This window comes from Streptomyces humi, assembly GCF_001005085.2.
GTDB lineage: Bacteria > Actinomycetota > Actinomycetes > Streptomycetales > Streptomycetaceae > Streptomyces > Streptomyces humi.
Genome location: NZ_LBMU02000012.1, coordinates 42,313 through 56,193, shown reverse-complemented (window position 1 = coordinate 56,193; position 13,881 = coordinate 42,313). Strand labels below are relative to the sequence as shown.

The 13,881-nt window shown below is 70.0% G+C and carries 11 protein-coding genes; 10 read left to right on the top strand and 1 reads right to left on the bottom strand.

Annotation, left to right across the window (positions count from 1 at the left end):
* Positions 1-18: 18 nt before the first annotated feature.
* The 9 genes from AAW13_RS03815 to AAW13_RS03775 all read left to right on the top strand — a co-directional run bounded on the left by AAW13_RS03815 (position 19) and on the right by AAW13_RS03775 (position 12,398).
* A complete protein-coding gene (locus tag AAW13_RS03815) occupies positions 19-945 on the top strand; it encodes a carbohydrate ABC transporter permease (protein ID WP_046729135.1) in 927 nt (308 codons plus the stop codon).
* A gap of 4 nt (positions 946-949) precedes the next feature.
* Complete coding sequence (locus AAW13_RS03810) at positions 950-1,849, top strand: carbohydrate ABC transporter permease (RefSeq protein ID WP_046729134.1); 900 nt, start codon at positions 950-952, stop codon at positions 1,847-1,849.
* Positions 1,850-2,143: 294 nt separating this feature from the next.
* A complete protein-coding gene (locus AAW13_RS03805) occupies positions 2,144-3,343 on the top strand; it encodes an ROK family transcriptional regulator (RefSeq protein WP_046729133.1) in 1,200 nt (399 codons plus the stop codon).
* Between the two features lie 135 nt (positions 3,344-3,478).
* Positions 3,479-4,573: a sugar ABC transporter substrate-binding protein gene (locus AAW13_RS03800; protein ID WP_046729132.1), complete on the top strand. Its 1,095-nt coding sequence runs from the start codon at positions 3,479-3,481 to the stop codon at positions 4,571-4,573.
* 326 nt (positions 4,574-4,899) lie between these two features.
* The gene (locus AAW13_RS03795) at positions 4,900-5,691 is read left to right on the top strand and encodes an ATP-binding cassette domain-containing protein (RefSeq protein ID WP_071659415.1); all 792 of its coding nucleotides are present in this window, start codon (positions 4,900-4,902) and stop codon (positions 5,689-5,691) included.
* Between the two features lie 89 nt (positions 5,692-5,780).
* Positions 5,781-7,049 (top strand): sugar ABC transporter permease, encoded by a 1,269-nt coding sequence (locus AAW13_RS03790; RefSeq protein WP_046729157.1) that lies wholly within the window; start codon positions 5,781-5,783, stop codon positions 7,047-7,049.
* A 194-nt stretch (positions 7,050-7,243) separates the two neighbouring features.
* Positions 7,244-9,160: a 1-deoxy-D-xylulose-5-phosphate synthase gene (dxs, locus tag AAW13_RS03785; RefSeq protein ID WP_046729130.1), complete on the top strand. Its 1,917-nt coding sequence runs from the start codon at positions 7,244-7,246 to the stop codon at positions 9,158-9,160.
* 217 nt (positions 9,161-9,377) lie between these two features.
* Positions 9,378-10,874 carry an amino acid permease gene (locus AAW13_RS03780; protein ID WP_046729129.1) on the top strand — a complete coding sequence of 499 codons (1,497 nt, stop codon included), beginning with the start codon at positions 9,378-9,380 and terminating at the stop codon, positions 10,872-10,874.
* Between the two features lie 72 nt (positions 10,875-10,946).
* On the top strand, positions 10,947-12,398 hold the full coding sequence (locus AAW13_RS03775; protein WP_046729128.1) for an ArnT family glycosyltransferase: 1,452 nt from the start codon (positions 10,947-10,949) through the stop codon (positions 12,396-12,398).
* Between the two features lie 28 nt (positions 12,399-12,426).
* Here AAW13_RS03775 and AAW13_RS03770 read toward each other — a convergent pair whose 3' ends face one another.
* Positions 12,427-12,798 (bottom strand): PIN domain-containing protein, encoded by a 372-nt coding sequence (locus tag AAW13_RS03770; protein ID WP_046729127.1) that lies wholly within the window; start codon positions 12,796-12,798, stop codon positions 12,427-12,429.
* Between the two features lie 64 nt (positions 12,799-12,862).
* Between AAW13_RS03770 and AAW13_RS03765 the strand changes: the two genes are divergently transcribed.
* On the top strand, positions 12,863-13,879 hold the full coding sequence (locus AAW13_RS03765) for a DUF8189 domain-containing protein (RefSeq protein ID WP_046729126.1): 1,017 nt from the start codon (positions 12,863-12,865) through the stop codon (positions 13,877-13,879).
* The last annotated feature ends 2 nt before the right edge of the window (positions 13,880-13,881 follow it).

The following is a 13,881-nucleotide window of genomic DNA, read 5'->3' as shown; positions in this document are numbered from 1 at the left end:
GACGGCACCGGAGTGGCGATGCAGCACGGCAAGTACCGGTTCATCGTGGGGTTTCTGGCATTGCCCCTGGGACTGTACGCGCTCTTCGTGGTGTGGCCCTTCGTCCAGTCCATCTACTACTCGTTCACGGACTGGACGGGCCTCAGCCCCGAATTCAAGATGGTCGGCCTGGACAATTACAGGAGGATGATCCACGACGACATCTTCTGGAAGTCCTTGCAGCACAGCTTGATGTTCGCGGTCGTGCTGCCGCTGGTGACGATCAGCCTCGCGCTGTTCTTCGCCTTCATGATCAATGTCGGCGGCCGGAGAAGGCGCGGGGGCCCGGTCGTCTCCGGGGTCCGCGGCTCCTCCTTCTACAAGATCGTCTATTTCTTCCCGCAGGTGCTCTCGATCGCGATCGTCTCGCTGCTGTTCGCCTTCGCGTACAACCCGGACAGCGGCGCGATCAACTCACTCCTGCGCGGGATCGGTCTGGACGGCCTCCAGCCGCTCTGGCTCGGCGACCCGAGCCTCGCCCTGTGGTGCGTGATGGCGGTACTGGTCTGGTCCACGGTCGGTTTCTTCGTGGTCCTCTTCTCCGCGGGCATGGCGTCCATCCCCACGGATCTCTACGAGGCCGCCCTGCTGGACGGCGCCGGCCGCGCCACCACGTTCTTCCGCCTCACCCTGCCGCTGCTGTGGGACACCGTGCAGTCCGGCTGGGTGTACATGGGAATCCTCGCCCTGGGCGCCGAGTCGTTCGCGGTCGTACAGATCATGACGACCGGTCCGGGCGGCCCCGACTACTCGACGACTGTGCTGGTCCTGTACGTGTACCAGAAGGCGTTCCGGGACGGTCAGGCCGCCTACGCCACCACCATCGGCGTCGCCCTGCTGGTCGTCACGCTCGCCTTCGCGGCGGTCGTGATGCGGCTGGGCCGTCGCGAGCGGCTGGAGTACTGAAGCCATGACGACGACCGAGTCCGATGTCACCGTCACCAAGGTCGAGCCCGCCGCGCCGGAGCCGCCCCGGGCGAAGCGCGAGGGCGGGGTCCTCAACGCCTTCTCCCACGGCATCCTGATCATCTGGGCGGTCATGGTGGTCACCCCGCTGCTGTGGGCGGTGATGACCTCCTTCAAGGACGACAGGTCGATCTTCAGCTCGCCCTGGGCGCTGCCCGACAAGCTGCACTTCGACAACTGGTCGCGGGCCTGGACCCAGGCGAACATGAGCGACTACTTCCTGAACACCATCCTCGTGGTGGGCGGCTCGCTCATCGGCACCCTGGTCCTCGGCTCGATGGCGGCCTACGTCCTGGCCCGCTTCGACTTCCCGGGCAACCGGTTCATCTACTACCTGTTCATCGGCGGCATGAGCTTCCCGATCATGCTCGCCCTGGTCCCGCTGTTCTACGTCGTGAACAACATGGGCCTGCTGAACACGATCCACGGCCTGATCCTGGTCTACATCGCGTACTCGCTGCCGTTCACGGTGTTCTTCCTCACGGCGTTCTTCCGCACCCTGCCGACCTCGGTGGCCGAGGCCGCCTTCGTCGACGGCGCCTCGCACACCCGCACGTTCTTCCAGATCATGCTGCCGATGGCGAAGCCCGGCCTGATCAGCGTCGGGATCTTCAACTTCCTCGGCCAGTGGAACCAGTACATGCTGCCGACGGTCCTGAACACGGACCCCGACAAGCACGTCCTCACCCAGGGCCTGGTCCAGCTGGCGGTGAGCCAGGGCTACAAGGGCGACTGGTCGGGCCTCTTCGCGGGCCTGGTCATGGCGATGCTCCCGGTGCTCGCGGCGTACATCGTCTTCCAGCGCCAGGTGGTGGCGGGACTGACGGCGGGAGCTTTGAAGTAACGAAGCGTTTGCGCCTCCAAAGGGGCGCGAGGAACTGCGCGACCAGCCACGATGCACGCGCACCCGGTCACGGCCCCCCTCGGCACCCCCCCAGTCCAGTGGCCTAGACATGTCCATCGCATGTCTCTCAGGCGACCTCCGAACCGCCAACGATTTCTGTCAAGGACTTGACGCCGGTAACCCGTTCAGCAGAGCTTGGAGTTCATAACTTGTAAGTGACCCGGCTCCAGAGGTGTGGCCTGGGTCACCTTGGCGGCGCCGTGGCCGCCTCCGATGGCGGGAGTGGATGGGTCGATGGAGACTCCGGGGTCGCAGTCGTCGCTGCACCGAGCCAACCTGGAACGTGTCGTACGGGCGGTACGCCTGGCCGGATCGCTCACGCAGGCGGAGATCGCGCGCACCACCGGCCTCTCGGCCGCGACGGTCTCCAACATCGTGCGCGAGCTGAAGGACGGCGGAACCGTCGAGGTCACGCCCACGTCGGCGGGCGGCCGCAGGGCCCGCAGCGTGAGTCTCAGCGGTGACGCCGGGATCGTCATAGGGATCGACTTCGGCCACACCCACCTGCGCGTCGCGATCGGGAACCTGGCGCACCAGGTGCTGGCCGAGGAGTCCGAGCCGCTGGACGTGGACGCCTCGTCGAGCCAGGGCTTCGACCGCGCCGAAGAACTGGTCAACCGCCTGATCTCGGCGACCGGTGTGGACCGTTCGAAGATCGCCGGTGTGGGCGTCGGCGTCCCCGGTCCGATCGACGTCGAGTCCGGCACCCTCGGCTCCAGCGCGATCCTGCCCGGCTGGATCGGCGCGAGACCCGCCGAGGAGCTGAGACTGCGTCTCGGCGTCCCCGTGCACGTGGACAACGACGCCAACCTCGGTGCCCTCGGCGAACTGGTCTGGGGCAGCGGCAAGGGCGTACGTGATCTTGCTTACATCAAGGTCGCCAGCGGTGTCGGCGCCGGGCTGGTGATCAACGGGAAGATCTACCGGGGACCCGGCGGTACCGCCGGAGAAATCGGACATATTACACTCGACGAGGCCGGCCCGGTCTGCCGCTGCGGCAACCGCGGCTGCCTGGAGACCTTCGCGGCGGCCCGCTATGTGCTGCCGCTGCTCCAGCCCAGTCACGGCACCGACCTGACCATGGAAGGCGTCGTACGGCTGGCCAGGGACGGCGACCCGGGCTGCCGCCGGGTCGTCGCCGACGTGGGCCGTCACATCGGCAGCGGTGTGGCCAACCTCTGCAACCTGCTGAACCCGAGCCGGGTGGTCCTGGGCGGCGATCTCGCCGAGGCCGGAGAGCTGGTCCTGGGGCCCATCAGGGAGTCCGTGGGCCGCTATGCGATCCCCAGCGCGGCACGCCAGCTCTCGGTGCTCCCGGGGGCGCTGGGCGGCCGTGCGGAGGTGCTCGGGGCGCTCGCTCTCGCGCTCAGCGAGATGGGCGATTCGACCCTTTTGGACGGCACGTTGCCGGCTGTTGCACCTGCCTTCACTTAGAGAACGAATGGCGCCGTTGCCATCTCGTTAAGTATTTACTTCTTGACGTCGAACTTGCGGCCGAGTTGACTTCGAGCCACCTCGGCCGCAGCGTTGCGGCCCTGTCAGGGAGGCACCCCTCAAATGAACGCAACGATGCGTAGAGTCGTCATCGGCACCGCCGCGGTTTCCATGGCGCTGTCGCTCGCCGCCTGTGGCAAGGCCGGCGACGACAAGAAGAGCGACTCGTCCAGCAGCAGCTCCTCCGGTGGTAGCAAGACCATCGGCCTGCTGCTCCCCGACAGCGTGACCGCGCGCTACGAGAAGTTCGACAAGCCGTACTTCGAGGCGCAGGTCAGCTCGCTGTGTGCCGACTGCAAGGTCGAGTACGCGAACGCCGCGGGTGACGCCGCCAAGCAGGCCCAGCAGGTCAGCAGCATGGTCACCAAGGGCGTGAAGGTCATCGTGATCTCCGCCCAGGACTCCGCGGCCATCAAGTCCTCCATCGACGCCGCGGTGGCCAAGGGCATCAAGGTCGTCGCGTACGACCGCCTCGCCCAGGGCAAGGTCTCGGCCTACGTCTCCTTCGACAACGTCAAGGTCGGCCAGCTCCAGGGCCAGGCCCTGCTGGACGCCCTCGGCTCCAAGGCGACCACCAAGTCGAAGATCGTCATGATCAACGGTGACGACGCCGACCCGAACGCCGCCCAGTTCAAGAAGGGTGCCCACGAGGCCCTGGACGGCAAGGTCGACATCGCCTACGAGCAGTCCGGCCTGTGGAAGGACACCGTCGCCGCGCAGAAGGTGAAGGCGGCCATCACCCAGCTGGGCGCCAAGAACATCGCGGGCGTCTACTCCGCCAACGACGGCATGGCCGGTGGTATCGCCACCACCCTCAAGGGCGCCGGCATCAGCGGCATCCCGCTGACCGGTCAGGACGCGGAGCTCGCGGGCATCCAGCGCATCGTCGCCGGCACCCAGTCCTCCACCGTCTACAAGGCGTTCAAGCCGGAGGCCGACGCCGCCGCCACGATCGCCGTGGACCTGCTCGAGGGCAAGAGCATCTCCTCGCTCGCCACCACCACGCAGACCAGCGGTTCCGGCGACAAGGTGCCCTCCCAGCTGCTGACCCCGGTGTCGGTCACCAAGGCCAACATCAAGGACACGGTGATCAAGGACAAGCTGTACACCGTCGCCGACATCTGCACGGCCGAGTTCGCCAAGGCCTGCAAGGCCGCCGGCCTCCAGTAGTCAGCACCGGAGCCGTCCGGCTCCGGCCGCCAGCGCCCGGGTGATCGCAGTACGACACCCGGGCCCCGGCCGCCCGACCAGAGGGGCCCTTCCGCAAGGTGCCCCGTCCGTCCGGCGGTCTCGCGAAACCCCTCCGACGCCCGCTCCGGCCTTCATACCCCGCTGCCGGAGCGGGCGTCGGACGGACCCGTTGCCAAGCGCGACGGATTCGCGCATGTTCATCTTGTAAACCGCGTGCGTCCGCCCCGGAAAACCCCGGGCTGCCGCACGTCCCTCCGCGCCTGATCAGCAAGCGCGGCATCCCCGCCGGTCAGGCGGCGAAGGAGATGGTTCACGTGTCCGCTACGCCCGTGCTGGCGTTGCGCGGAGTCTCCAAGAGGTTCGGTGCGGTGCAGGCGCTCACCGACGTCGAACTGGAGGTTCACGCCGGAGAAGTCGTCGCCCTGGTGGGCGACAACGGCGCAGGTAAGTCGACCCTGGTCAAGACGATCGCGGGTGTGCATCCCATCGATGAGGGCGTCATCGAGTGGGAGGGCAACGCGGTCAGCATCAACAAGCCGCACGACGCCCAGGGTCTCGGCGTCGCGACGGTCTACCAGGACCTCGCCCTCTGCGACAACCTCGACGTGGTCGGCAACCTCTTCCTCGGCCGTGAGCTGCTGCACCGCGGCGTCATCGACGAGGTGACGATGGAGAAGCAGGCCCGCGACCTGCTGAGCACGCTCTCCATCCGCATTCCGAGCGTGCGCATCCCGATCGCCAGCCTCTCCGGCGGTCAGCGCCAGGTCGTGGCGATCGCCCGTTCCCTGATCGGTGACCCCAAGGTCGTCATCCTGGACGAGCCCACCGCCGCCCTCGGCGTCGAGCAGACCGCGCAGGTCCTCGACCTCGTCGAGCGGCTGCGCGAGCGCAACCTCGGCGTCATCCTCATCAGCCACAACATGGCCGACGTGAAGGCGGTCGCGGACACCGTCGCCGTGCTGCGCCTCGGCAAGAACAACGGCTCCTTCCCCGTGAAGAGCACCAGCCACGAAGAGATCATCGCCGCGATCACGGGTGCCACGGACAACGCCGTGACCCGTCGTGCGGAGCGTCGCACCACGGAGGCGGCAAAGTGAGCGAGACATCCAACAAGACCGTGCAGGGCGACGAGTCGCCCAAGGCCGAGAAGACCGCGGTCGCCGAGGCCGCCGCGGCCACCGCCACGGTGCCGGCCCCCGCCGAGGACCCCACGGCCGCCGGAGTCGCGGTCGTCGACCCGCGGCTGCTGGTCCGTGAAGAGGGCCTGAAGGGCTACGTCACCGAGTTCAAGCGCAAGGTGAAGGGCGGCGAGCTGGGCTCGCTGCCGGTGGTCATCGGCCTGATCATCATCTGGACGATCTTCCAGGCGAAGAACAGCCTGTTCCTCAGCGCGGACAACCTCTCCAACATCAGCTACTTCCTCTCGGCCACCGGCATGCTCGCCATCGGCCTGGTGTTCGTGCTGCTGCTCGGCGAGATCGACCTGTCCGTCGGTTCGGTCAGCGGCCTGGCGTCCACCGTGTTCGCCGTCTTCGTGGTCAACCACGGGATGAACCAGTGGCTGGCCCTGGTCCTCACGATCATCACCGGTATCGGCATCGGCGCGCTGCACGGCTGGTTCTTCGCGAGGATCGGCGTACCCGCCTTCGTGGTCACCCTGGCCGGCTTCCTCGGCTGGAACGGTCTGATGCTGTGGCTGCTGGGCGACAGCGGCACGATCAACATCCCGGCCGACTCCGGCCCGGTGCACATCCTCGGCCAGTCCTCCTTCTTCATGGACCAGGCCATCATCGGCGCCTACCTGCTGGCCGGCCTCGGTGTCGTCCTGTCGGCCCTGGGCCAGTTCAACGAGCAGCGCCGGCGCCGTGCGGCGGGCGTGCCGTTCCGGCCCACCAGCGAGATCATCGTCCGCGTCGTGCTGCTCGCGATCGCGTCCTTCGTCGCGGCGGCCGTCCTGAACAACGCGGCGGGTGTCTCCAACGCGCTGGTGATCTTCCTCGCCTCCCTGGTGATCGTCGACTTCGTGCTGCGCCGTACGACCTTCGGCCGCAAGGTCTTCGCGGTCGGCGGTGGCATCGAGGCGGCCCGCCGTGCCGGTATCAGCGTCCCGCTGGTCCGGATCACGGTCTTCGCGATCTCCGGTGGCTTCGCGGCCATCGGCGGTATGTTCTTCGCCGGTCAGACGGCCAGCGCGACGCTGAACGCCGGTGGCGGCAACACCCTGATGCTCGCCATCGCGGCGGCCGTCATCGGTGGTACCTCGCTGTTCGGTGGCCGTGGTTCGGTCTGGTCGGCGCTCCTGGGCATGCTGGTCATCCAGTCCATCCAGACCGGTCTCGACCTGCTGAACATGAACACGTCGATCCAGTACATGATCACCGGTGGTGTTCTGCTCGGCGCGGTCGTCATCGACTCCGTCTCCCGCAAGAGCCAGAAGGCGGCGGGGCGCGGCTGACGCGCGCCTGAGCGGGACCCGTGGCCCGGTGCCTTTCAGGTACCGGGCCACAGCTGTGTCTCAGGAACCCTTTCGATGGGTACGGCCGTTCGCGTGACGTATGACGTACAGCCCGGACGCAGCCCGCTCGGGCGGAACATTAGACTCGACGAGCCCGGCAACAGCTCGATCAGCTCTACTGCAAGGAGGCACGGGTGCCGCTGCTGACCCGTATCAGGGGACCGCGCGATCTGGACCGGCTCAGCCCCGAGGAGCTGGTCCAGCTGGCAGAGGAGATCCGGAGCTTCCTCGTGGAAGCGGTCTCCAAGACCGGCGGACACCTCGGTCCCAACCTGGGCGTGGTCGAGCTCACCATCGCCCTGCACCGCGTCTTCGACTCGCCGAAGGACAAGGTGCTCTGGGACACCGGCCACCAGTCCTACGTGCACAAGCTGCTCACCGGCCGCCAGGACTTCTCGAAGCTGAAACAGAAGGGCGGCCTGTCCGGCTACCCCTCGCAGGCCGAGTCCGAGCACGACGTCATCGAGAACAGCCACGCCTCCACGGTGCTCGGCTGGGCCGACGGCATCGCCAAGGCCAACCAGCTGCTCGAACGCGACAGCCATGTGGTCGCCGTGATCGGTGACGGCGCCCTCACCGGCGGGATGGCCTGGGAGGCGCTGAACAACATCGCCGACGCCAAGGACCGCCCGCTGGTCATCGTGGTCAACGACAACGAGCGGTCGTACGCCCCGACCATCGGCGGCCTCGCCAACCACCTGGCGACCCTGCGCACCACCGACGGCTACGAGCGCTTCCTCGCCCGCGGCAAGGACCTGCTGGAGCGCACCCCGGTCGTCGGCAAGCCGCTCTTCGACACCCTGCACGGCGCCAAGAAGGGGCTCAAGGACTTCATCGCCCCGCAGGGCATGTTCGAGGACCTGGGCCTGAAGTACGTCGGCCCGATCGACGGCCACGACATGGAGGCCCTGGAGTCGGCCCTGGCCCGCGCCAAGCGGTTCGGCGGCCCGGTGATCGTGCACTGTCTCACCGAGAAGGGGCGCGGCTACCAGCCCGCCCTCCAGGACGAGGCCGACCGCTTCCACGGCATCGGCCCCATCCACCCCGACACCGGCCTGCCGGTCAAGGCGTCCGGTGCCGACTGGACCTCGGTCTTCGGCGACGAGATGGTGAAGCTCGGCCAGGAGCGCGCGGACATCGTCGCGATCACCGCGGCCATGCTCCAGCCGGTCGGCCTGAAGAAGTTCGCGGACACGTTCCCCGACCGGATCTACGACGTCGGCATCGCGGAACAGCACGGCGCGGTCTCCGCGGCCGGCCTGGCCACCGCCGGTGTGCACCCCGTCTTCGCCGTGTACGCCACCTTCCTCAACCGCGCCTTCGACCAGGTCCTGATGGACGTGGCCCTGCACAAGTGCGGGGTGACCTTCGTCCTGGACCGGGCCGGCGTCACCGGCACCGACGGCGCCTCCCACAACGGCATGTGGGACATGTCGATCCTCCAGGTCGTCCCCGGCCTCAGGCTCGCCGCCCCGCGCGACGCCGACCAGGTCCGCGCCCAGCTCCGCGAGGCCGTCGAGGTGGACGACGCCCCCACGGTCGTACGCTTCTCCAAGGGCGCGGTCGGCCCCGCCGTACCCGCCGTGGGCAGGGTGGGCGGCATGGACGTGCTCCGCGAGCCCGGCACCGAGACCCCGGACGTGCTCCTCGTGTCGGTGGGCGCGCTGGCCCCCATGTGCCTGGAGATCGCCGCCCTGCTCGACAGGCAGGGGATCTCCACCACCGTGGTCGACCCGCGCTGGGTCAAGCCGGTGGACGAGGCGATGGCCCCGCTGGCCGAGCGTCACCGGGTGGTCGTCACGGTCGAGGACAACAGCCGCGTCGGCGGCGTCGGCTCCGCCGTCGCCCAGGCCCTGCGGGACGCGGGCGTCGACGTCCCCCTCCGTGACTTCGGCATCCCGCCCCGCTTCCTCGACCACGCCTCGCGCGCCGAGATCATGGCGGAGATCGGACTGACGGCCCCCGACATCGCCCGCCAGGTGACGGGCCTGGTGGCGAAGCTGGACGGCCAGCCGACCGATGTCAGCTCCGTGGAGCCCGCAAGAGACTAGGGTGCAACGCCCCTGAAAGGGGCGCTGGGGGTCCCCCCGGCCGAAGGCTGGGGGAGGGACTGCGCGACCGGCCCCCACCGGCCCGGCAGCCCCCGACGAGACCGAACCACCCCGATGGGCCGGCCTCTCCCACCCCTCCGGTGGCGAGACCGGCCCATCTGCGTGAACCTGCCTTTGCCGGGCATACGCACCTCCGGCCGTCTCGGGAGGTAGGCACGTGAGCAGTACCCTCTTCAGGACCAAGAACGTCGAGCAGTCCATCAAGGACACCGAGGAACCGGAGCACGCGCTCAGGAAGTCGCTTTCGGCCCTGGACCTCACGGTCTTCGGCGTGGGCGTCATCATCGGCACCGGCATCTTCGTCCTGACCGGCACCGCCGCCAAGAACACCGCGGGCCCGGCGGTCGCCCTCTCCTTCGTGGTGGCCGGCGTCGTCTGCGGCCTCGCCGCGCTCTGCTACGCCGAGTTCGCCTCCACCCTCCCGGTCGCCGGCTCCGCGTACACGTTCTCGTACGCCTCGCTCGGCGAGTTCCCCGCCTGGATCATCGGCTGGGACCTGGTGCTGGAGCTGGCGCTGGGCACGGCGGTGGTCGCCGTCGGCTGGTCGGGGTACATCCACTCGCTGCTCGACAACGCCGGCTGGCACCTCCCGGCGTACCTGAGCGGCAGGGACGGCGCCCACGGCTTCGGCTTCGACATCCTCGCCGCCGCCCTCGTCCTCGTGCTCACCGCGATCCTCGTCGTCGGCATGAAGCTGTCCGCCCGGGTCACCTCGGTCGTCGTCGCCATCAAGGTCGCCGTCGTCCTGGTCGTCATCATCGCGGGCGCCTTCTTCATCCACAGCGGCAACTACACCCCCTTCATCCCGCCGAAGGAGGCCGTGCCGGCCGGCGGCAACCTCAAGGCGCCGCTGATCCAGCTGATGATCGGCTGGGCGCCGTCCAACTTCGGCGTGATGGGCATCTTCACCGCCGCTTCCGTGGTCTTCTTCGCCTTCATCGGCTTCGACGTCGTCGCCACCGCGGCCGAGGAGACCCGCAACCCGCAGCGGGACGTGCCGCGCGGCATCATCGGCTCGCTCATCATCTGTACCGCGCTCTACGTGGCCGTGGCCATCGTGGTGACCGGCATGCAGAAGTACAGCGAGCTGTCCGTGGACGCCCCGCTCGCCGACGCGTTCAAGGCCACGGGGCACCCCTGGTTCGCCGGTCTGATCAGCTTCGGCGCCGCCGTCGGCCTGACCACCGTGTGCATGATCCTGCTGCTCGGCCAGTCCCGGGTGTTCTTCGCGATGAGCCGGGACGGACTGCTGCCCCGGTTCTTCTCGCACACCCACCCGAGGTTCCGCACCCCGTACCGGCCGACCATCCTGCTCGGTGTCGTCATCGCGATCGTCGCCGGCTTCACCAGTCTCAGCGAACTCGCCGAACTGGTGAACATCGGTACGCTCTTCGCGTTCATCGTCGTCGCGATCAGCGTGATCATCCTGCGCAACACCCGCCCCGACCTGGAGCGGTCCTTCCGCACCCCGTGGGTCCCGGTGCTGCCGGTCGTGTCCGTGCTGGCCTCGCTGTGGCTGATGCTCAACCTGCCCGCCGAGACCTGGCTGCGGTTCGCCGTCTGGATGGTCATCGGCTTCTTCGTCTACTTCCTCTACGGCCGCTCGCACAGCCGTCTCGCCACACGGGAGCGGACCCCGGCCGACGCTCCGTGATCACCAGGCTCGCCACTCTGGCCCCGTATGTCCCGTCCGGAAGGGACCGCGGGGCCGGATAGCGTGCTCCCCATGCTTGCCGCGCCCCTCGCTTCGCCACGGTCCGCAGTCGCCGGGAAGGGGTACTGGGCGCGGCTGCTGCCGCCGCTCGCCCTGCTGGCCTGCGTGACCCGGGTGCCGTCCTTCCTGCGCCCCTTGTGGAACCCGGACGAGGGCTATCTCGCCGTACAGGCGGAGATACTGGCGCGGGGCGGCCGGCTGTACGAGACCGTCGTGGACCGCAAGCCGCCGCTGCTGCCCTGGCTGTACGAGGGGCTGTTCGCGGTCTTCGGGTCCGGGTCCCTCGCCCCGGTCCGGGCCGTCGCGGTGCTCGCGCAGCTGACCACCGCCGTACTGCTGGCCTCGCTCGCCCGCCGCCGCTGGGGCGACCGTGCGGGCCGCACCGCCGGAGTGCTGTATCTGCTGGTCTCGGTGGGGCTCAACCCCGAGGACGCCCAGGCGGCCGGTTTCGAGGTCTTCATACTGCCGTGCACGGCGGCCGCGATGTGGTGTGCCGACCGCCGCCGCTGGGCCGCCGCCGGGGCCGCCGTCGCCTGCGCCTTCCTCACCAAGCAGACCGGCGGCGCGGTGCTGCTGCCGGTGCTCTGCCTCCTGCACCGGTACGGCCCGACGCGCGCCGCCACGCTGAGACTGGCCGCCGGCGCCGTCCCGCCGGTGCTGGGCGCGGCCCTGGTCACCGACCCGGCCGGCTTCGCCTTCTGGACGGTCACCGGCTCCGGCGCCTACGCCTCCTCCTTCACCGGCTCGGAACTGCACGTCCTGGCACGGGCGTTGACCAACACCGCGATCCTCGCCGCGGCCTGCGCCGGTCTGCTCCCGCCGGTCGCGCGCGCCCTGCGCATCGCCCGTACCGGGGCCGTCGACCTGTGGCTGTGGCTGGCCGCGTCGGCCGTCGCCGTCACCCTCGGCTGTCACTTCTTCGGCCACTACTTCCTGCAACTCACCCCGCCGCTGGCCCTGTTGGCCACGGCCGCGCTCCAGGTCCTGCCACGGGAACGGGCCATGACCGCCGTCCGCACCTCCTGTTGCGCCTGCGCCCTGTTCCTGGCCTGGGGGATGTTCGCGCCGCGCGGCGAACTCGCGCACGCGCAGCGGCTCGCGCTCACCCTCGACCGCCGTACCGCGCCCGGTGACCGGGTGCTGGTCTGGGGCATGCACCCGGAGACGTACTGGCTGGCCGGCCGCGCCCCCGCCACCCGTTACCTCACCGCCGGTCTCCTCACCAACTTCAGCGGCGGCCGGGACGGACCGCAGGTCGGCGAGAAGTACGCCGTCGAGGGCACCTGGCCGGTCTTCCGCGCGGAGCTGGCCGCCCGCCCGCCGGCCCTGGTGATCGACGACTCCCGCGGCGGACCGTACGGCCCCGCCCGGATCCCGGGCCTGCGCAGGCTGCTCGCGGCGGGGTACGAACAGGCGGGCGAGGTGGACGGGGCGGTGCTGTACGTCAGGGTGCCGGGGGAGTGACCCCCGGGGCCGGCGGGAAGCGGTCCGGTCAGTGCAGCAGAGCGCTGGGCCCGATCACCTCGGCGCCCAACTCGGTGACCCGGCGCCGGAGTTCCCGGTCGGCGGTGACGACGAGCCGGGGCCGGCCGGGGTCCTCGGCGGCCAGTTCCACGATCCGGTCGTCGCCGCTGCCGGGCGCCGACTCCACCCGCACCCCGGGCACCGACGCCACCCCACGGGCCGCGCCTTCCACGACGAGTACCAGTTCCACCGGGGCGGGGCGGCCGGGCAGCCCGTGCTCGGCGAGCCGGTCCCGCAGCCGTTCGGCGGCACCCTTGCGGTCCCGCCACCAGCCGTCCGGCCGCGACCCGACGACGTTCGCGCCGTCGACGACCACCAGCAGAGCAGCTTCGTCATCCATGCCCCCAGCCTCGCACGCCGGGGGCCGCGCCACTGCCCGGGGCGGCCCCGCATACAGTGAAGCGGTGAACGGCGACTGGCTCCTCCGCGGCCGTGACGGCCGGCTCAGTGTCTACCTCCCGTCGGGCGACGCCGTGTGGTGCCGGGCGGAACGCGCCCCCGGCGGCCCCTGGGGCGCGCCCCGGCCGATGGGCGGCGACCAGCGGCTGCACCCCGGCTTCTCGGTGGGGCAGGGCGCCGACGGGTACGGTCACCTGGTCGCCTGGAGGCCCACCGTCAAGGGCGAGTCGGGCCTCGTGCACTCGACTCACTACCGTCCGCATCTGGCCGCCATGGACTGGCAGTCGATCGGCCACCCGAGCAGGAAGGGCGACGTCACCGGAACCCCCGCGGTCGCGGTGGACGCGGCGGGCCGCGCCCATGTGTTCGTCCGCAACCGGGGGCGCGGGGTGAGCATGGTCGCCCAGAAGGAGAAGGGCGGCTGGGACCCCTGGCGCGACCTGAAGGGGCGGCTGGTCGAGGACGGACTCGCGGCGGTGACCGGGGAGTCCGGGTGCGTCGAGGTGTACGCGGCGGTACCCGACGGGATCGTGCACTGGCGCCAGGAGGAGGCGGGCAGGCCGCCCGTGCTCCAGGAGGCCCTGGAGGCGCCGGTCCGGCCGGGCACCCTCGCCGCCCTCGCCACCTCGCCTGCGAGCACGACCCTCTACTACACCGACCACTCCGGCGACCTCTGCGCCTGGCGCCCCGGCGGCAAGCCGCACGCCCTGCTGCCGTCCGCCGGACCCGGCCCGGTCGCGGCGGTCCGCTGCGAACTCGACGGCCACGACTGCACCCTGCTGGCCCAGCGTTCGGCGAGCGGCCGGGTGGCCTTCGCGGCCTATCCGACCGAGGACGAGCGGGCCGGTGCCTGGTGGTCGGAGTCGGGCCCGCAGCTCCCGGTGGACGCGACGGTCGCCCTGGCCACGGACGAGGCCGGCCGCGTCACCGCGGCCAGCCTGTCCCCGGCCGGCGGCCGGCTCCTCCTCGCCCGGCGCAAGGACGAGCCGGGGCTGGCCCTGGAGGCCTGGAGCGAGGTCTGACC